The organism is Lysinibacillus sp. COL-1 (assembly GCF_059814265.1).
Genome location: NZ_JCAWSJ010000002.1, coordinates 748221 through 765997, shown reverse-complemented (window position 1 = coordinate 765997; position 17777 = coordinate 748221). Strand labels below are relative to the sequence as shown.

Below are 17777 nucleotides of genomic sequence, written 5' to 3'. Positions count from 1 at the left end.
AAATTTTTATACTTTTTTTAAAGCGTACGTTCAGTTACCTAAACGTACGCTTTAAAGATAATGATAAAGATTAATTTATCTCCATTAATTTTTCTTTAGTAACGAGTTATGGAGAAGGTGTACAACACAAATTTGATTTAGCCATAGCTTTATTTAAGAGTTGAATTGAACGTAAAACAGTTTCTTTTCTCAGTCATTCAAATGTGAAAAAACTTCATTTAAATAATTGTTTATCATTTCATCAATTGTAGTAGCGAGAAAATGTGTCCTCCACAGTTAATGACAAAATGTACACTCTTTTATCTGATGTTAGAGGAGTTTTTTTGACAAGATTCATCTTAATAAGAGTTTGAATCTGTCTACTAAATGTAGTAATATCCATACCTATTGCCTCTGCTATTTGTTGCATAGAAGGATTATTTTGTTTGTCGATCTCATATAGAATATGGCTCTGTATTGTGTGATGTCAATTGATCCTACAGTACAACATGTTTTATTTAGTAGAGCAAACTTTTGAGTTAAAACTTGAAACTTTACGTTTATTTTCCATTTAATCATCTCCTATAAAGACATATATATTATTTATTTGCAAAATACAACTAAAATATTTTTAACTTTTTTTGAAGATGTTTTTTCCACTTCAAAAGTTTCTACTTTTCATGTGGTGAAGTAACTTTTTCAACATACTTGGTATCTTCTCCCACACCTCTTAAAGTTGCAGATGAAAATGATCGTTGTCCTTCTAGTCCCACAAAATATAATCCAGGGATACTGCTAATACCTGCCTTTTGTAAAGGCATTCCTTCCCCATCTAATGCACCAAGTAATTTCATATAGGGTAAATGTGGTCTGTATCCTGTGGCATAGATAATGGTATCTACAGGCTCCCTTTCTCTGTCCGGCCAAATAACTCCATCTTCATAAAAAGAAGTAAACATTAAACGTTGTTCCGGACTCCCCTTACTAATTCGATCTTTATATCCTCCTATATCATTCACAGCATTTGATCTGGGTGCCGTTTTTCCAAAGCGCCAGAAAGGAAAGGTATCAAAACCAAATACCTTCAACCAATAGTGTATGTCCCGTCCAAGTAGACGTTGTTTTACAATTTTATTGGCTGTCGTACTGAAAGAGTAGTTTGGCTAACCTTAGACAATTCAACAGCAATTCTGGACAGCCCAATTACCTCCTCCGATTACGATTACCCTTTGGTTGTGATATGGCTGTGGATTTCTGATACCTTCCTTAAGAGTGAAGTGTTTTCCCTTGAAAGACTTCTCTTCCTTGAATGTTAAGGAATAAAAGGATTATTAAATTAGCTGTAGTATTTACTTATTGTTCTAATTTTAAAATTGATCGCCTGTGACAGTTCGAACAATAAAACCTATGTTATTTTTTTTTATCATTCTACTCTCTGATTAATTAAAACAGGTAATTGGAACTTTTTTTTATAATCTTGTAAGTATCGAATAACTTCATCCCTTTTCGGATAGAGATTCTGGTTTCCAGGAAACTTCATGCCGGGCATAGAGGAAAACCCTGCTGGAGAAAACAATTTAAGACTGTCATAATAATTTGGCGAAGAACCCCCCATCCGATCACTTTCTTCTAATATTAAAAATCGTAGACCTTTTTTCAGTAAATGATAGCCTGCTGCAAGTCCAGCCTGCCCTCCCCCAGAACGATTGTATCAAGAATCCCTTTCATTTTTTATCCCCCTTATTATTTGCATTTTGCAAATATAAATTCATTAAAAATAATAGCTGTAATTAATAAAACTAAGTAAAACACAAAAATATTCTATCCTTAATAAATATATATAGCAATTTTATTTGCAATTTGCAACTATTATTCAAACTAATAATTGATCATATTCAATAGCTAACCTCTAATTTAATGATCTACATTTCTTTTTCCATACATATCCAAAAAAATTAACTTTTTTCAAGCTTAGGCTTTTGCATATACTTTTCTGGTCAAAAATAATAAATTGCATTAAATAAATAAAACATTCAAATAACTGTTTTGACTTATTTGAATGTTTAAGTTTATTATAAAAACAATCAAATAATCGTTTGAACGTTTGAATGATAACTGGAGGAAAATATATGAAAGAAATATGTGAAATCACCTGTATTCATGAGGATAAAGTAAACTATGTTCAAGACAAGTTAAAAGAAAAAAAATCAATGGATGTTGCTAAAGTTTTTAAAGCACTTTCGGATCTATACACGTGTAAAAATTGCCTATGCGCTAACACTAGAAGATGAATTATGTGTTTGCGTATCGCTAATATTATTGGGTCAACAACAGCAACTGCGTCGCACCATTTGCGTTTACTACGAAATTTAGGATTAGCTGAATATCGTAAAGAAGGGAAATTGGTTTATTACGCTATTCATGACCCATATTTTAAGAATTTAATCAGTGTTGCATTTGAAGAACATAAAGAAGGTGAAATTAATGACTGAGGAAAAACAGGTATTCCGCGTGAACGGTTTCTCTTGTGCCAACTGTGCAAGTAAATTTGAACGTAATGTAAAAGAAATACCTGGTGTTCAAGATGCAAAGGTGAAATTTGGGTAAACACTGAAAATATCAGTTACAGGCGATGCGACCGTGGAGGAGTTAGAAAAGGCTGGAGCTTTCGAAAACTTAAAAGTAACGCCAGAAAAACAAAAACGTGTTACTCCACCCCAAACAGATACTACCTATAGAATTGAAGGAGCTTCTTGCGTGCAAAGAGTGCAGGTAAATTTGAACGTAATGTAAAAGAGCTTCCAGGGGTTCAAGATGCAAAAGTAAACTTCGGTGCTTCTAAAATTTCCGTAACTGGCGAAACAACTATTGCGGAACTTGAAAAAGCTGGAGCTTTTGAAAATTTAAAAGTATCAATGGATAGCACTTCATACAGATCTAAAGCTCCATCTTCTGACAATAGTGAGGGGCAAGTTGAAAAGAAAGTACCATTTTACAAAAAACATAGCACACTTTTATACGCAAGCTTATTTATCGTATTCGGTTATCTATCTCAATACGTAAACGGTGAAGAAAAATCTTATTACCTCCCTATTATTTATAGCTTCAATTGTAATCGGTGGTTTCAATCTATTCAAAGTTGGTTTCAAAAATTTAACTCGCTTTGATTTTGACATGAAAACATTAATGACGGTAGCTGTCATTGGTGCTGCATTTATAGGAGAATGGGCAGAAGCATCCATAGTTGTTATCCTATTCGCTATTAGTGAAGCTTTAGAGCGTTATTCAATGGATAAAGCACGTCAATCAATTCGCTCATTAATGGATATTGCACCAAAAGAAGCTTTAATTCGTCGAAATGTTAAAGAAATCATGGGACACGTAGATGATATAGAGATTGGCGATATTATGATTGTTATACCTGGGGAAAAAATTGCAATGGATGGCATCGTGGTTAGCGGTCTTTCTGCAGTTAAACAAGCAGCTATTACAGGGGAATCAGTACCAGTTTCAAAAACAGTAGATGATAAGGAATTGCCAAACATTAAATGAAGAGGGTTTATTAGAAGTTAAAATTACAAGTAGGTTGAAGATACAACGATTTCAAAAATTATACATCTAGTTGAAGAAGCTCAAGGTGAACGCGCTCCTTCACAAGCATTTGTTGATAAATTTGCGAAATATTATACACCAATTATCATGGTCATTGCAGGCTTGTAGTAATTGTTCCCCCACTGTTCTTCGATGGTAGTTGGGAAACTTGGGTTTATCAAGGTTTATCAGTACTTGTAGTTGGATGTCCATGTGCGCTTGTTATTTCAACACCAATTTCAATTGTTTCAGCTATAGGTAATGCTGCTAAAAAAGGGGTTTTAATTAAAGGTGGCATTTATTTAGAGGAAATGGGTTCGCTTAAGGCAATTGCTTTTGATAAAACAGGTACGCTTACAAAAGGTGTTCCAGTGGTTACAAACTTTGATGTAATGAATACCCAAAAAGATTCAAAAAAGAATTAGCCATAATTACGGCTTTAGAATTCGATCTCAGCACCCTTTAGCTTCTGCGATTATTAAAAGAGCCGAAGAAGAAAATGTTTCATTCAAAAATATCAACGTTGACGCTTTCGCAGCCATTACTGGCAAAGGAATAAAAGGTGAAGTAGATGGTACTTTGTATTACATCGGTAGCCCAAAATTGTTCCAGAGTTAAATGTACCTATTCCAGAGAATTTAGAAGGAAACATCCTTAAGTTACAAAATGAAGGCAAAACTGCCATGATATTAGGAACTGAAAAAGAGATTCAAGCAATCATTGCCGTAGCTGATGAGGTACGTGAATCTAGCCAAGAAATTATTGAGAAATTGCATAACATGGGTGTTAAGAAAACAATCATGTTAACTGGTGATAATAAAGGGACTGCGAATGCAATTGGTCATCATGTAGGGGTTTCTGAAATTCAAGCTGAATTAATGCCTGAAGACAACTTTCCTATATAAAACAACTTCGAAAAGACTATGGCAATGTTGCGATGGTCGGTGATGGTGTCAACGATGCTCCTGCTTTAGCAGCTTCTACAGTCGGTATCGCCATGGGTGGTGCTGGTACAGACACTGCATTAGAGACTGCAGATGTTGCTTTAATGGCAGATGATCTACGGAAATTACCGTTTACAATAAAGCTAAGTCGTAAGGCCTTAAATATTATCAAGGCAAATATAGCATTTGCCATTTTAATTAAACTAGCTGCATTACTATTAGTTATTCCAGGTTGGCTAACACTTTGGATTGCCATTGTCTCAGATGGGGGGAGCAACATCGTTAGTAGCATTAAACAGCTTACGTTTAATATGTTAATTAACGCACTTTATTCAATAGATGGGCTTTTTATATGAAAGTCCATCTTTTTATTTCTAGTACTTTACTTTCTTAAAATAGCACTTAATTCATTATAGAAAGAAGAGATAAAAATGGAACTGGTAAATGTTTTTTCATTGATTCTGTTTGCTTTGTTTTTATTTTCCTATTCATTAAAGCTAGTTATTCTAAATAAGAAATCAGGGATAAAAGCAAATGTGTTAGGAAAAGGAAATAAGGGGACATCCGTCGATTCTTCCGAAATGTTTGTTAAAATTTCAACTTTCGTATAAAATTGCATGGCTTTTAGAGTCAATATTTGATAATTCGATTGATAATATTTTACCTAAACTATTCACCAATGAGGTTATGCATTACTTTGGATTTTAATACAATTACCATTGGTTTACTGTTTTTTATTTTATCAATGATAACAATGAAAACCTCTTGGAGAGTTGGTATAGATAAAGAAACAAAAACCTCGCTAATCACCAATGGTTTATACAAATATAGTCTAAACTGGATTTGTTGGATTCAATTTAATGTTTATAGGTTAATTTTTGACATTCCCTAACTTAGTTACATTAATTATTTGTTTACTAAATATAGTTTCAATTCATAACCTATTCTTCAAGAAGAAAAACACTTAGAGAATATGCTTAAAGTAGAATATCTCTCTGAAGAAAGAAGAAAACCCCACGATACTTATTTTTTAAATCTACATAAGTAAAGAAATTTTAAAGGTGAAACTAAAACAAAGCACAGACTCTTAATGGCTGTGCTTTGTTTCGTTGTTATCCATTATTCAACTATTATCTTTCCAAAATACATATTCATTCCACAATGAAACGTATATATACCCGGTTTTTCTGGTGTGAATTCGACCAAGTTATCACCTTTTATCAAGATCTTTTTCTATTTGGAAGGAGTCCTCTATTATTAAGTATGATAAGCATCCACCCTGAAAAACTCTTTTGAAAATGAAGTTGAACTGGGATTCCAGCTTTTACTTTTACATATCTCAGCTGCATTCCAATGGCTCTTCCATTATGACGGCTTCCTGATAACCGTCTTTTTGCTCTTGCTTTTACTTCATTTATTTTTGTAGAAGAATCGTCTGAAACCGGAGTTGTATCACCCAAAAGATCTCTGAAGTAATGAGAAATGGGTTTAAAGAATACAAAGAAACAACTAATAATACGGCAATTACACAAAAGAGCTCTTACTCCATTTATTTTTATTTGATATTACCGTTATTTTTGTTCCTTAACTTCTTGTCTAATTAATTTCAATATAAGAATCATGACAATGATAAAAATTGCATCCACAAATATCATCATAACGACAAAATCTCAAGAAAAAACCATTACCCCCAACATTGCACCCATCATGCCGCCCATGATACCTGCTAATATACAGTCCATCTAATGAAGCCAATAAACTAAAGGGACGCCCAATAACATATCCAATTATCATGCCAAAAAGTACTGAGGAGATTACTGGACAGTCATTTTCCCTACTAATATTACTCCTAATATGGTTCTGACGACGTACGCTAGCCATCATAGAAACAGCCATTGCAATCATCATAGCAGTCATTTCTGATAAAAACGATTTGGCACGATAGGTAGAAAAAATGACGTAACCGGTTAACAAAAAAATAATACTAAAACTAAATATATATATCATAAACAAATTCCCTTCTATCCTATCCAAGCATTTAAAGTTTCGAATAATCCTACAATATAAAGAAGATTGCAGAAATATTCCTTGATACTATTAACTGGAATGAATACAAAGTCTTCTTCATTGGATTTAATAACCGTTCACTAATAGTCAGTAATATCAGATATAAAATGAGTGGCATTGCTGTTCCAATTGCAAAAAAAATGGGACCTATCAAATTAAATTCTCCATTTCCTGTCGGCAATAACAAGACAAAAAATAACCAAAACAACGTAGGAACAGATAATAAAAAACCCATAGCCAACCCAAAGAAAGAGATGTATTTTTCATTTTTTATTCTTTTTGGACTTTTTGGAAGATACGTTGTGATGCAGAGGAATGTACTGAAATATTTCCAAGGAGAGCTAATTGAATTAAGAGAAAGAGTAAGGCCAAATAATTTACGGAAAAACATTGTTCCAAGACCAAAGGAAAATCACAAACTGTACCACCCATGAATACAGACATTATGCCTAACAATATGTACACTAAAGATTTGCCTGTAATATAACTCCCTACATTCAACCACCTTTTATTTTTTTCAGTCTCATATGTAATCAAAGCAACAGCAGTAGAATTAGATGTAAGTTTACATGGTGCAGTTGCCCCAACCAACCCTAATAAGAAAGCCTTCATTCCCCATACATCTAGTTTTAGTGCTAAGTATAAATTGGTTCTGCTACTAAATTGGCTAACTGACTTAACCACACATGTATCTGAAGAAATACCTCATTCATTTAAATTCCCCTCTTCAACTGTTCTTACAGGACAATTTAAGGTGTTGAGGAAATGATTTCATTATTTCGGAAAATGTAAGGACTTTACCTCCGAATCCTTTTACAAAGTTCTCTGCATATTCTTTAAGTCTCAAATACCAACACTTGTGGGTAACAACAACGAATATGGACAGTAGTGTCTAAAACAAACCAAGCTAGATGAGCGTCCATCGTTGACCCTGTTAAAAAATCGGTACAAATTGCTTGTGCTACCTCATCACCTAACTGTCGATGCCGCAGTATTCCACAATGGCTGCAACAAGCATTTTCACGTTCTCCATTTAAAAGAATTATCCTGTAAACCAATCGATCATCACACTTACGATGACACACTCGTCTTCCTCAACACGATGTATAGATTGATCCCTTATAAGTGTAATCCCACCATATGTCTTCATAATAAGCCCTTCTTCAATCAGAGGTTTTATATCTCGATGTATTGTCATCTCTGATACCTCAAGTGTTTGACTTAATTCTGAGATTTTCAAATTGTGTCTATATAGAAAGGTCATGTCACGTATAAGTTGTTGTCTCTCTGAAATAAATAAGAAGTTTTCCTCCTCAATGTTATAACTTAACAAGATATAACATCATTTTATTATAGCAATCAGAATAATCAATATAAACCTCGGGATATTTTGTTACATAGTTATGTCAATTATTAATAAACTTCTCTGTAGATGCTCCCCCCACATGAATATGAGAGGTTGCATAGTATGTATTGAACTAAAAACAGAAGCACAGTAGTTTCATATTTACTGTGCTTCTGTTGCTAAAGTCAGAAGAATAAATATTGCTTTGATTACAAACTTGTTCACTGTTCAAGTTCTTCTTAGTCAATATGATTTGCACAGCATGCAACGTCTTTTTCCAACAAAAAGTCATCTCATTATGAGCATTGGTGGATGGTTAATGATAGTAATGGGTGTGCTACTCTATTTTGACATGATGACAAAAATTATTGCTTGGTTTACTCCCTTCTTTGGTGGATTCACAGGATTTTAATTTTTCGATTTCAAGATGAAACAACACCATTATGACTACAACAAAAAAAGCCGTGTTTTCAGCTATTGTAGATCAGCTTTTTGGTATCATTCTTTATATCATAATTTTTGCTTCGCACTTATTATCTGCCTTTTTATTTCTATCTCTAACCCAGAATAAAATCTTTCACTGATTCCTGCTTTTCGCATTATTTTCCAAACTTCAAGTTCTTCATCTTTTAATTGATCTATAGCCCAACTAATACGCCTCTTTTGAAAATTGGTCGTATTTTCTTTAACACTCTCAATATACTTCATCGTATTGGGCAGTTTATTTACTCTTTTTTCTAACAACGATTTATTATTAATCATTTTACCTATACTGCTTACGGTTATTCTAACTGGTTTTTCTTTAGCACTTATATCTTCCACTGCTTTTTTTACCATGCCCAAGATGTGAAGGTCTCTCTGTACCCAATCAACTCTTTTATTAGTAACCCTATTTACTTTAACAACTGGGAATGTTCCTTTAACCATTCCTTATCATTTCTATAAATTCGCATATAAAGTGATGGGTCTTTTTTTCTAAATTCTGTTCTTGATAATATGGGGTATTGGTTAATTAAATCAATCCATTTTTGCTTCAAATCACTTTTAGATGACTTCCTTGTTCATAGGCTTACTATTTCTTTGCTTAGAATACTTAATAATTGTTTTGGTGTCGACTTTTAATATTTTTGAGCATGCTTTATAACTCAACTGTTCTATTTCAACCAATTGATGGAGTTTGCTCAACCAAGTATCACCTAACATCTTAATACGCCCTATATTTGTTTTATCCTCTTCTGTTCTATTTTCTGGTTCCTTACGAGAATAAACAAAGCCACAGGCACAGGAGAAGGTTCCTACCGGCCTTTTAGTATCATAGCAACGAGTAACCTTTAAATTAGTTATTACAGGCTGTAGAAAGTGTTCTGCCGCAGGATTCAAACATAGATATGGCTCTTCACCAAATGGACTATATCGTTTATTTGCATACTGTTCAATTGTATCAACCGATTCACCTAAAAAATAAATGAACAGTAAATGCCGTACAGGATGAAAAGACTTTCGATGTTTTCTTGTTATTGCCCTTAACTACATGGTCCTTTTACACCACTTGGAAATGATTGCATCAATATTAAAAAATCGACCTTAAACTTCTTAATAAAAAGTCTTCTTCTAATCGCCTTTGGTCCGATTGTGCCGTTTGATTTTACATACCCTTCGCGATCCAATAGGTAATGATAAATCTCTAATAAATTTAACTGATCAAATTTATAATCCTTTTGATTTAAGTTGCTACTTTCTACAGCAAAATGACGTAGCAAATCAAAGTTTACTTTTGAAACATCACTTTTATTGCCCTTCTCTAAACTGTTTTCAATGTTTGAATAAAAATACGAAGAGTTTCCTTGCCTAATTAAGATTGAACTGTCTACAAGCAAGACAGAATGCTTTAAACAAATAAATACACTTGGTAATTGGTGATGTCTGCGATATGTTTCTCCATTCACTTGAATATCTTCTTCAAAGCAGTTAGGACAATAGCGAAAATACATAGGCTCTTTTATGTAAGTTTGTAACCATTTGACCTGTTGAATGAGCAAGGAGACATTGCTGATAGCCATATAACATTTTATTTCGAACACTCTGTTTTATTTCTTTTGAAGTAAAATTTGTATAGTAGTTATACAATGTATGATAATTTATCCATTCATCAATACTCGAATTTAAAAAAGGATTTACTTTTTCTAATAATATCTCTAAATCAGTAGGTAAATCAGGAATAATATATGCTTTCTTTTTTCCAAACAAATCTAAAGTTGAATGTTTATTACTTAATTTCCTGAACGTTTATGGTATCTAGCCAACACAACTACACAATAGTTTTCATCTTTATAAATTGAAGGAAAAAATGCTAACATCTATTTTATTTACACACCCTTACATTATTAAGTCATCTAAAGGATTTTTAATATATCCTTCTTCACATAATGCCTCATAACAGAAGCGTTTATTTTCTTTCCTATATCAACTATTGATTGAAGTTTATTTACTGAAGTATTGCCTTTCGTCTTCAACTTCTTTTTCTTTCCCTCAATGTATTGGAGTGATAGAGTCATTAGTTGTGGAATTGTTGACTCAGGTGAATTTTTCAGTGCATATTTAGCAGCGTTTTCAGCAATTTTTTCTGAAACATCTAAATTAATTAAGGATAGGATTAATTTTTCTAGTATTGGAAGTTCTTTATTTGTACGATCTTTGGGCCATCTTTTCTTTTTTGCCTGAACCCTGGCCTTAAGGTCTAATACTGGCAATCTATTTAGAAGATAATCTTCAATATCCATTGGAACAATATCTTCGTATTTTGCAATGTCGCTTTGATTTCCGGATTTAAGAGCCTCCAACATAGGTTGAAGAAGTTTCAAATCTTCTTTCACTACCTTTTGTATAAGTTTAGGGGTTATTTTTTCAAGGCCAGAATTGATTGCCCTCGCTTGTGCGAGTAAATACAACTTAACAGCAACATCCACAATTCCTTGGCTCTCTTCTAATCGTGTTTAATAATTCTTCTGTCAGTTCCGTATATTCATTCGTCCACTGATAATCCCACATACTTGTGATTAATACTTCCCAATCATCATCTTGTTTCATTTGCTGCCATACCATGTCGCCTTGGCCACTGCTTCTACGTGCTTGTCTGAAATCCTTTTGTAATAATGCCTTGGCTTTCATGGTTCCAATAAACATTACTGTACTCCTATTTCATTCACTAGCGTTACAAAAAAATTCATCATCATTTCTGATGCAGCACCTGATGCAAATAACGAGTGCTGAACCTTATCAAATGCTTAATGTGCTATTGGAGTGTAAACGAGCGACTTGCCCCTATACGAGTTACCATTGAGTTAACTGAATTTGATGAACTAGGATACTTTTCAAAATAATTAGTACCTGTCAACGAATCAACTTTTTTTTAAAGTTGATACAAAGACTTTTTTATCATCTATCATGTGGACAATCCAACTTTAACCATACAATTTGAATCAAATTGATTGGATTTTGATGCAATATTACTTGCGGATAAAGAGATAGTACCCTTTTTATCGCACACGTTTTACCTATTCCTGCTATATCCCATTAAAGTGAAACTTGAAGCAGAAGAACGTATATCTGGTGTGCAATTTGGTTTCCTCTTTATTAACAAGCTTGTTGTGTAAATCAAGTAATGCTTGAACATGTTTTTTATGTAATGGATTTCGATTAACATATCCATACCTAATGAAACCTGAAAAACGCTGTTCTAGATTTAAGGTTTGATTTATAGGCTGATAAAATCTTGATAATCTTAGTAAAGCATGGTAACGATGATGACTTGATAAATTTCTTTCACTATTATGAAACATAGGTATAAAGCTAAGTTGATCAAACGCTTCTTCTTTAGAGAGTATCGGAGGTAACGCTTCAATAAGGGGATTCCCTTTATAATCAATTATTTCTTGTTCACGATACTCTGCCAATAGAACTTCAATACCACTCTCTAATTCAATTGTCTTCCCATTTTTCATCTCTTTTTTCTTTGCTTTTTAAATAATTCCATTATCGTAGATGTTTCAGTTTTTTTATCTTTCCGCTCAGAAGGTGCAAAAGAAATAAGCAATGTTTTTATCATTATCAATCTCAGTTACACCTATTTGAAATGCCTCATACTCTCTTCGTAAACTTTTTTCAACTTCCCGATTTTCTCTAATATTTTTTATTTTTTCCGTTTTAGTGATTTTATTATTTTCATCTTGATTTGGTGTTCTTAATTGCCTCATCCACTATTCCTTCAATTTTAGAATAAAAATTAATTTCTTCTTGTAACAAACTATGACTTTCAATTTTATATGTGTTTTGTTCAATCATTAATAATTGTTCAATTTCTTCAAGTACTTTATTTTTGTATCTCTTCTGATGATCTAAAAGGAAGCAACTTTCAAAAAGTGATTTATCATTAATGTGCAGATAAATAATGTCCATGTTTTGAGGATCGTATGAAATATCAACTGTCCAACTTTTCTTTGTTCTAGCTTGTACAAACCAAGATTCCTTTATAGCTGTTTCACAGCTAAATAACCTATTTTTAAACTTTATTCCCTTTGAGGTTACTGTAGCTGTATCTGTGGACAATAAGTAAAACTTTATAGTATTAGGATGTTCCTTCCTTAGCTTACCTGCTCTATTTTTAATGCCCCAATTCCAGAGTTTAAGAGGAGTCGGTTTTACATTTTCCCCTAAATCATGGCTGCTTCCCCTCTTAACAAATCCTTCACATACCATTTTTTGTTATAAAATAATAAATCAATGCAATTTTTGTATATTGATCTATAGTTAACTTAGCTTCTAAACGAGAACTTCACTAGCCCCACGTTCCCTAAAATCACTCTGTACTGTAACCTGGTAAGAACGGCTTTATTTTACTTTGTGAAGTATCGAACAATTTTTCCACAATTCCCTTCCAATCTGGTCGAAAAGCAGGATTATTCTCCACTACCAAATCCAACCCTTCAATTAAACTATTCACGTTATATCCCTCCAACTTACCTCTATCCCCTAGAATAATTTCAGGAAGATGCGCAGATGGCCACATTTCATTTGAAATTTCTATACCATATCTACTGCAATATTCCTTTTTATCTGATGCTGCATTTGCTATTGCCATCATCGTTCAAAGAAGGACCTTCAAATCCGATATACATTCCTGTAATCATATGTGTATATACGTCCACCACAAAATATATAATTGGTTTACCTACAATATAATCACAAATTAAAATGATAATACCAGATACACATTACCAATAGTCGCATCTATTTGATATCGTGATCCTGGCCCCATGACTTCATAAGTTGAAGATCCTGAATATTGCTCGATGATCTCGTTCAAATTTTTTCTTACCTTCTCTACTTACTATTTTTTGTTCAATACCAAATTCTTTTGTTGTGCCAATATCTAAATTGTCTTAATGAAGGAATTTTATTTTCATCCTGTATTACTATATATTGTATTGTTTTCGTAACGAACTTCATCTGCATAGAACTCCTTTATCATCATTTTATATGCGAATGACAATGAGTTTCTCTTGCTTGTAAAATAGTACCTTTTAATCGATTTACGAAATATTTCCCTTGTTTCATCATCGGTTACATCATTCCTACACTGTTAGTGGTTCTAGGTTTTCCCCTTTTCAAAGTACCACTTTTTTTTATTTCTTCCCTTACCTCCAGAGTTACTATAATCCGGAAGCAAACTATTCATAGTTTTTCCTCTCTGCCAGTACTTTCTCAAATATTTATAAGCAGCTTGTTTTTGTACATACTTTATTATTTACAAGTTTGTTTCACCAGCCTCGCCTACCTAATTTTTTCTTATAAATTGAAGGTTCATCATTCACTAAGTTTTTGATAATTGCCCACGCTGTGTCTCTCTTTTGTTTCATTCCCTCAGGTAAATTAATGTGGTTAATTAGTATGTTTGTGTGATCAGATTCTAGATACGGAGTATGAATTTTCTATAAATCCTTGATGTATATCTTTAACTTTTAAAAGGAATGGTAAGGCATTGGAATCTTCTATATCAATTGCATATGTAACTATGTTACTTTCATCAATCCAAAGTATACGTATATACTTTATTACACGTCAAGTCTTTAATTAATTCATTAACTGATATTGTAATCAATGTTATCCTCCTTAGAAACATTCATAATAATTTGATCTAAAGTTAGATTGCTTGGGTTAATTTTCTTTACTCATATCTATTTTAATATATTTTTAAAGCTATAAAATGTTTTATATAACTTAAAGAATGAGCCTGTTTCTAAGTTATAATCCTCATCAAATTTATTATAAAATGCTACAACTTCATCCTTTTTTAAAATCAATAAATGCAGAGAAGAAAATAGGATGGCTTATATCTTCTTTCCTTGCTAAATAATAAGATTTATGTATCCATAGAATATTGTTTGCTAGTTGTTTAGGAATTTCCTTTTCAGTTATGACCCCCCAAGTTATTCCTTGTATCTCCCAATACTCTTGTTTAATTTTTAACTTTTCAATTACTCGTTTATCTTCAAGTTGTTCACTTGGTTTTACAGTTCTTAGTTCTATATCTCTTTCATAGTTTTATAACTGTTATAAAGAAATCTGTTGTCATATCTATCGGTATACCTGAACTATTATCTTTAGAAGTGCTTAATTCCTTTCTCTTCAGCTATACGAATAGTTGTTTCAACATTTAAAGGAAACTGTTCTCTTATGTCTACCACTGTAAATGCCCAATCTAATAAGAGAAAAAAGTCTCTTTCCAAGTTAGACAACAATTCATGCTGTCTCCTTTTGTGGCTCTACTCTATTAATTGAGAAGCATTTCCTTGTGACTATATATCTTGTATTTTAATCCTAGGTATATAATTTGATAGTTCCCCTTGACCCTTGCTCCTTCTTTAAAGCAATCATTTTTTTTTCTCTGAGAAAATGTTGTACATTTCCTTTTAGACATGTAAAGCACCGCCTCGTCGACATAATTATGGTTCAAAAAGTAATTCTGAAAATTATTATAACTTTTTGACTTACTTGTAGTTTAATTTATTCCATTTTATAAAAGTATTTATATTACAATCGTTTACACATAAAAAACGTCCTTTAAAGAGTGGACGTTTGCTAATTTTAGTAAAGAAGATGCTAACTTTCTTCGATTCACATTATGTTTTTAACAGCCCTTGATTATATACATTTTAATTCTCCACTTCTTTTCTACCGCTCGATTTTGCCATTCAAACCAAATCCCAATACACTCACGACAATGACTGTCAACACCGATTTTATTATGCAAATCCTTACATGTAAAAATGGTCTTTTTACGACACTTATAACAGTAGATTTCAATCTCTTTATAAAATTCCATAAATATTACCTTTCATTTTATTTATATTCATTTCCATTAAAAGGGACAACCAGCATAAAATCATTAAGGTATTCTTTTGTATTAACTAAATAAAAATGTTGTTAAGTTGTTAAAAATTTCAATTGAAATTTTAGAAAAAAGATTGAGTATTTCTATAGGGTAGGTTATTTAGTATGAACCACGACCAATAACCCTAGATATAAGAGTTATGTAATAATGATAAAAAAACCTCCTATGGCATTTTGGTGTTTGCAATCTATTGAATAATTGAATTTGCCATTTTAACTTGCCCCATCATACCATTTTCTTCATGTTCAAGGACATGGCAGTGGAACATGTATATGCCCTTATTATTAAACTTCACTGCTAATTTAACTGTTTTGCACCAGCTTCAATTGAGACAGTATCCTTCCACCCTTTTAAATTTAAAGGAGGTTCTTGACCATCAATCGACACGATTTTAAATTGAGTGCCATGTATGTGGAAAGGATGTGTCATACCACCCATCATATCAGGTTTATTATAAATTTCCCAAATTTCAGTCTCACCCTGCTTTTGAGTGAAATCAATGCGATTCATATCAAACTGGTTTCCATTTATAGAAACCATTGTCCCCATACCAAAGATAGTTCAAGCTTCTTAGAAACTGGTAAATTTTTCTCTTCTTCAGTAACACTAAAATCATTTAATTTTTCTGAAATTTTACTTGTACTTGTAGTCTTTTGTTCAATTTTAAATGGTAAAAGGGTAGTACCTTCATCATTGATTAATGCTATATCAGTCTTGTCATCCATTTTTGAAAAGTCCACTATTACCTCTGCTCGCTTTCTCACCTGGTGTTAAGGTAATTTCTTTCAAAACCCAGTTGGTTGATTTAGAAACCACCATCAGTAGCAATTTGTTGGAATGTATCTCCGGTATTCAATTTAAAAGTATAATTACGAGCATTAGAACCGTTTAAAAGCGAAGTCTTACTTTTTCTTTACCAACTGTAAGTTTAGGATTCAACGTACCATTAATTAATAAAGTATCTCCATTTGTACAATCTTTTAAGGACTGCTGATAATTTAATTGCTTTTCTTCAGTAAATTGTCTATCTTGGAATACTAATGGAAAATCATTCACACCATATTATTTGGTACATTGATTTCTTGTGAGTTTTCATCATCTATATAAATTTAACAGGTAAACCTTTATATACTTGCTCTGCTGTAGCACCTTCTGGATGTGGATGAAACAACACTATATGCTCCCTGATTAACTGTAAAATTTACATCTTCTGTTACACCTGGCTCTAGGACTTGATGAGGGAGCCATCACCATTTCCAGGGATTTCTAATCCATGCCAGTGAAATGTTGTTGGTTCAGATAAATCATTTTTAGTTCTAAACGTTACCGTTTGATCTTTATTAATACGAAATGATTGGCCTAAAAAAGAACCATTATATCCATATGTCTCGTTTTAGTTCCCTTAAAGATTTCTGTTGTTCCTTGTTGAGCAGTAATATCAACAATTCCATTTTTAGGTTCAATAATAGGTGGGAGTGCAAACTGATTTTCCCCATTTGAATTATTTAATGCTAATGGATTGTTATGACTCGCATGACCATTTTCCATGCTACTATCTTTATTATCCATACCCTCCATGTTTTTCATTTCTTCATCACTCATATTGGAATGGTCATATTGATACATATTAGAATGGTCCTATTTGAATTATTATTAGATTCCGAATTACCCGCACTACACCTCCAATTATAATAGCGCCTACCAATAATGAAGTAATCAAAAGTTTAGATTTCATTATGTTTCCTCCTTTTATCTTTACATAGGCACTATAACAAATAAATATGGAGAATTTATGGATTTGAAATTAAATGAGACAAATATTAACCACTCTATCTAAGAAAACTTTGAATAACTTTTTTTATTTCTTAACTTTCCAAATCAAAATGATAATTGAAATTAATAAGATACTTATTACAATTTTCCATATTAAATTTACTTGCATAAAACCATATACTGCACCTGCTTCAAAGATTAAAGCTGGTAATTTTCCAATCGTACTAACAAGCGTAAATGTGCCTAAAGACACCTTAGAAAATGCACTAGTAAAAGTCACAAGACCTGATGACATAAAAGGTAAAATCTTTAAACCGACAATTATCCAAAATGTATCGAACCTTCCAACTCCTTTAATTTTAAAAGTTTAGGGTGCAATACGAACGGTCTTTTCCATTTATTGATTCCTTTTCTATATAAAATAAAGCTAATAACTGCACCAATTGATTCACCGATAATAGAAATCAGCAAACCGTTGAATACTCCAAAAAACACAAGGTTAGTGGTGTAACAAAAACACTTCCTAGTACACCTATAATACTAACCAAAGTATTTATCATTAAACTAACCAAAATTGCAAATAATCCAGATTGTTCTAGTAAATGAAGTAATTTTTCTTCATGATTAA

The 17777-nt window shown here is 32.4% G+C and carries 21 protein-coding genes and 7 pseudogenes; 5 read left to right on the top strand and 23 right to left on the bottom strand.

Features of this window, described 5'->3' with window-relative positions:
* Positions 1 to 106: 106 nt before the first annotated feature.
* From AC6BKE_RS04295 to AC6BKE_RS04285, 3 genes and pseudogenes are all read right to left on the bottom strand, one after another.
* A pseudogene (locus AC6BKE_RS04295) lies at positions 107 to 550 on the bottom strand (MarR family winged helix-turn-helix transcriptional regulator).
* A 100-nt stretch (positions 551 to 650) separates the two neighbouring features.
* A complete protein-coding gene (locus tag AC6BKE_RS04290; protein WP_499855916.1) occupies positions 651 to 1067 on the bottom strand; it encodes a hypothetical protein in 417 nt (138 codons plus the stop codon).
* Between the two features lie 335 nt (positions 1068 to 1402).
* Positions 1403 to 1639 carry a hypothetical protein gene (locus AC6BKE_RS04285; protein WP_499855943.1) on the bottom strand — a complete coding sequence of 79 codons (237 nt, stop codon included), beginning with the start codon at positions 1637 to 1639 and terminating at the stop codon, positions 1403 to 1405.
* 469 nt (positions 1640 to 2108) lie between these two features.
* Here AC6BKE_RS04285 and AC6BKE_RS04280 point away from each other — a divergent pair.
* The 3 genes and pseudogenes from AC6BKE_RS04280 to AC6BKE_RS04270 all read left to right on the top strand — a co-directional run bounded on the left by AC6BKE_RS04280 (position 2109) and on the right by AC6BKE_RS04270 (position 4832).
* Positions 2109 to 2471: pseudogene (locus AC6BKE_RS04280) on the top strand (ArsR/SmtB family transcription factor).
* Complete coding sequence (locus AC6BKE_RS04275; RefSeq protein ID WP_499855914.1) at positions 2464 to 2586, top strand: heavy-metal-associated domain-containing protein; 123 nt, start codon at positions 2464 to 2466, stop codon at positions 2584 to 2586. Before AC6BKE_RS04280 ends, AC6BKE_RS04275 begins: the two are co-directional and overlap by 8 nt.
* A gap of 132 nt (positions 2587 to 2718) precedes the next feature.
* Positions 2719 to 4832 (top strand): annotated as a pseudogene (locus tag AC6BKE_RS04270) (heavy metal translocating P-type ATPase).
* Positions 4833 to 5633: 801 nt separating this feature from the next.
* Here the strand turns inward: AC6BKE_RS04270 and AC6BKE_RS04265 are convergent.
* The 5 genes from AC6BKE_RS04265 to AC6BKE_RS04245 all read right to left on the bottom strand — a co-directional run bounded on the left by AC6BKE_RS04265 (position 5634) and on the right by AC6BKE_RS04245 (position 7845).
* Positions 5634 to 5720 carry a cupredoxin domain-containing protein gene (locus AC6BKE_RS04265; RefSeq protein WP_499855942.1) on the bottom strand — a complete coding sequence of 29 codons (87 nt, stop codon included), beginning with the start codon at positions 5718 to 5720 and terminating at the stop codon, positions 5634 to 5636.
* Between the two features lie 390 nt (positions 5721 to 6110).
* Complete coding sequence (locus AC6BKE_RS04260; RefSeq protein WP_499855912.1) at positions 6111 to 6521, bottom strand: hypothetical protein; 411 nt, start codon at positions 6519 to 6521, stop codon at positions 6111 to 6113.
* Positions 6522 to 6851: 330 nt separating this feature from the next.
* Positions 6852 to 7193, bottom strand: a complete 342-nt coding sequence (locus AC6BKE_RS04255; protein WP_499855910.1) for an urease accessory protein UreH domain-containing protein — start codon at positions 7191 to 7193, stop codon at positions 6852 to 6854.
* Positions 7194 to 7417: 224 nt separating this feature from the next.
* Entirely contained in the window at positions 7418 to 7639 is a 222-nt protein-coding gene (locus tag AC6BKE_RS04250; RefSeq protein WP_499855909.1) for a hypothetical protein, read from the bottom strand.
* Positions 7624 to 7845 (bottom strand): DeoR family transcriptional regulator, encoded by a 222-nt coding sequence (locus AC6BKE_RS04245; protein ID WP_499855941.1) that lies wholly within the window; start codon positions 7843 to 7845, stop codon positions 7624 to 7626. The genes AC6BKE_RS04250 and AC6BKE_RS04245 overlap by 16 nt, the downstream gene beginning before the upstream one ends.
* Positions 7846 to 8224: 379 nt before the next feature.
* Here AC6BKE_RS04245 and AC6BKE_RS04240 point away from each other — a divergent pair.
* Positions 8225 to 8338: pseudogene (locus AC6BKE_RS04240) on the top strand (cytochrome c biogenesis protein CcdA); the annotation flags it as partial.
* A 98-nt stretch (positions 8339 to 8436) separates the two neighbouring features.
* Here AC6BKE_RS04240 and AC6BKE_RS04235 read toward each other — a convergent pair.
* From AC6BKE_RS04235 to AC6BKE_RS04165, 15 genes and pseudogenes are all read right to left on the bottom strand, one after another.
* A complete protein-coding gene (locus AC6BKE_RS04235; protein ID WP_499855907.1) occupies positions 8437 to 8853 on the bottom strand; it encodes a TnsD family Tn7-like transposition protein in 417 nt (138 codons plus the stop codon).
* Positions 8820 to 8963 (bottom strand): TnsD family Tn7-like transposition protein, encoded by a 144-nt coding sequence (locus AC6BKE_RS04230; RefSeq protein WP_499855906.1) that lies wholly within the window; start codon positions 8961 to 8963, stop codon positions 8820 to 8822. The genes AC6BKE_RS04235 and AC6BKE_RS04230 overlap by 34 nt, the downstream gene beginning before the upstream one ends.
* 7 nt (positions 8964 to 8970) lie before the next feature.
* A complete protein-coding gene (locus AC6BKE_RS04225; protein ID WP_499855939.1) occupies positions 8971 to 9393 on the bottom strand; it encodes a TnsD family Tn7-like transposition protein in 423 nt (140 codons plus the stop codon).
* Between the two features lie 56 nt (positions 9394 to 9449).
* Positions 9450 to 10007, bottom strand: coding sequence for a TniQ family protein (locus AC6BKE_RS04220; RefSeq protein ID WP_499855904.1), 558 nt, complete (start codon positions 10005 to 10007; stop codon positions 9450 to 9452).
* A 295-nt stretch (positions 10008 to 10302) separates the two neighbouring features.
* Positions 10303 to 11927, bottom strand: a pseudogene (locus AC6BKE_RS04215) (AAA family ATPase).
* A 66-nt stretch (positions 11928 to 11993) separates the two neighbouring features.
* On the bottom strand, positions 11994 to 12179 hold the full coding sequence (locus AC6BKE_RS04210) for a hypothetical protein (protein WP_499855902.1): 186 nt from the start codon (positions 12177 to 12179) through the stop codon (positions 11994 to 11996).
* Positions 12148 to 12681 carry a Mu transposase C-terminal domain-containing protein gene (locus tag AC6BKE_RS04205; RefSeq protein WP_499855900.1) on the bottom strand — a complete coding sequence of 178 codons (534 nt, stop codon included), beginning with the start codon at positions 12679 to 12681 and terminating at the stop codon, positions 12148 to 12150. The genes AC6BKE_RS04210 and AC6BKE_RS04205 overlap by 32 nt, the downstream gene beginning before the upstream one ends.
* A 100-nt stretch (positions 12682 to 12781) precedes the next feature.
* Entirely contained in the window at positions 12782 to 13066 is a 285-nt protein-coding gene (locus AC6BKE_RS04200) for a TnsB C-terminal domain-containing protein (protein WP_499855898.1), read from the bottom strand.
* Positions 13035 to 13130, bottom strand: coding sequence for a hypothetical protein (locus AC6BKE_RS04195; protein ID WP_499855897.1), 96 nt, complete (start codon positions 13128 to 13130; stop codon positions 13035 to 13037). Before AC6BKE_RS04195 ends, AC6BKE_RS04200 begins: the two co-directional genes overlap by 32 nt.
* A gap of 193 nt (positions 13131 to 13323) precedes the next feature.
* Positions 13324 to 13510: pseudogene (locus AC6BKE_RS04190) on the bottom strand (hypothetical protein).
* Between the two features lie 63 nt (positions 13511 to 13573).
* Positions 13574 to 13726: a hypothetical protein gene (locus tag AC6BKE_RS04185; protein WP_499855937.1), complete on the bottom strand. Its 153-nt coding sequence runs from the start codon at positions 13724 to 13726 to the stop codon at positions 13574 to 13576.
* A 158-nt stretch (positions 13727 to 13884) separates the two neighbouring features.
* Positions 13885 to 13977: a hypothetical protein gene (locus tag AC6BKE_RS04180; RefSeq protein WP_499855935.1), complete on the bottom strand. Its 93-nt coding sequence runs from the start codon at positions 13975 to 13977 to the stop codon at positions 13885 to 13887.
* Positions 13978 to 14265: 288 nt separating this feature from the next.
* The gene (locus AC6BKE_RS04175) at positions 14266 to 14460 is read right to left on the bottom strand and encodes a hypothetical protein (protein WP_499855932.1); all 195 of its coding nucleotides are present in this window, start codon (positions 14458 to 14460) and stop codon (positions 14266 to 14268) included.
* Positions 14461 to 14585: 125 nt separating this feature from the next.
* Positions 14586 to 14723 carry a hypothetical protein gene (locus AC6BKE_RS04170; RefSeq protein ID WP_499855896.1) on the bottom strand — a complete coding sequence of 46 codons (138 nt, stop codon included), beginning with the start codon at positions 14721 to 14723 and terminating at the stop codon, positions 14586 to 14588.
* Positions 14724 to 15563: 840 nt separating this feature from the next.
* Positions 15564 to 17111, bottom strand: a pseudogene (locus AC6BKE_RS04165) (multicopper oxidase family protein).
* Between the two features lie 73 nt (positions 17112 to 17184).
* Here AC6BKE_RS04165 and AC6BKE_RS04160 point away from each other — a divergent pair.
* Positions 17185 to 17520: a hypothetical protein gene (locus tag AC6BKE_RS04160; RefSeq protein ID WP_499855895.1), complete on the top strand. Its 336-nt coding sequence runs from the start codon at positions 17185 to 17187 to the stop codon at positions 17518 to 17520.
* Positions 17521 to 17777: the final 257 nt, after the last annotated feature.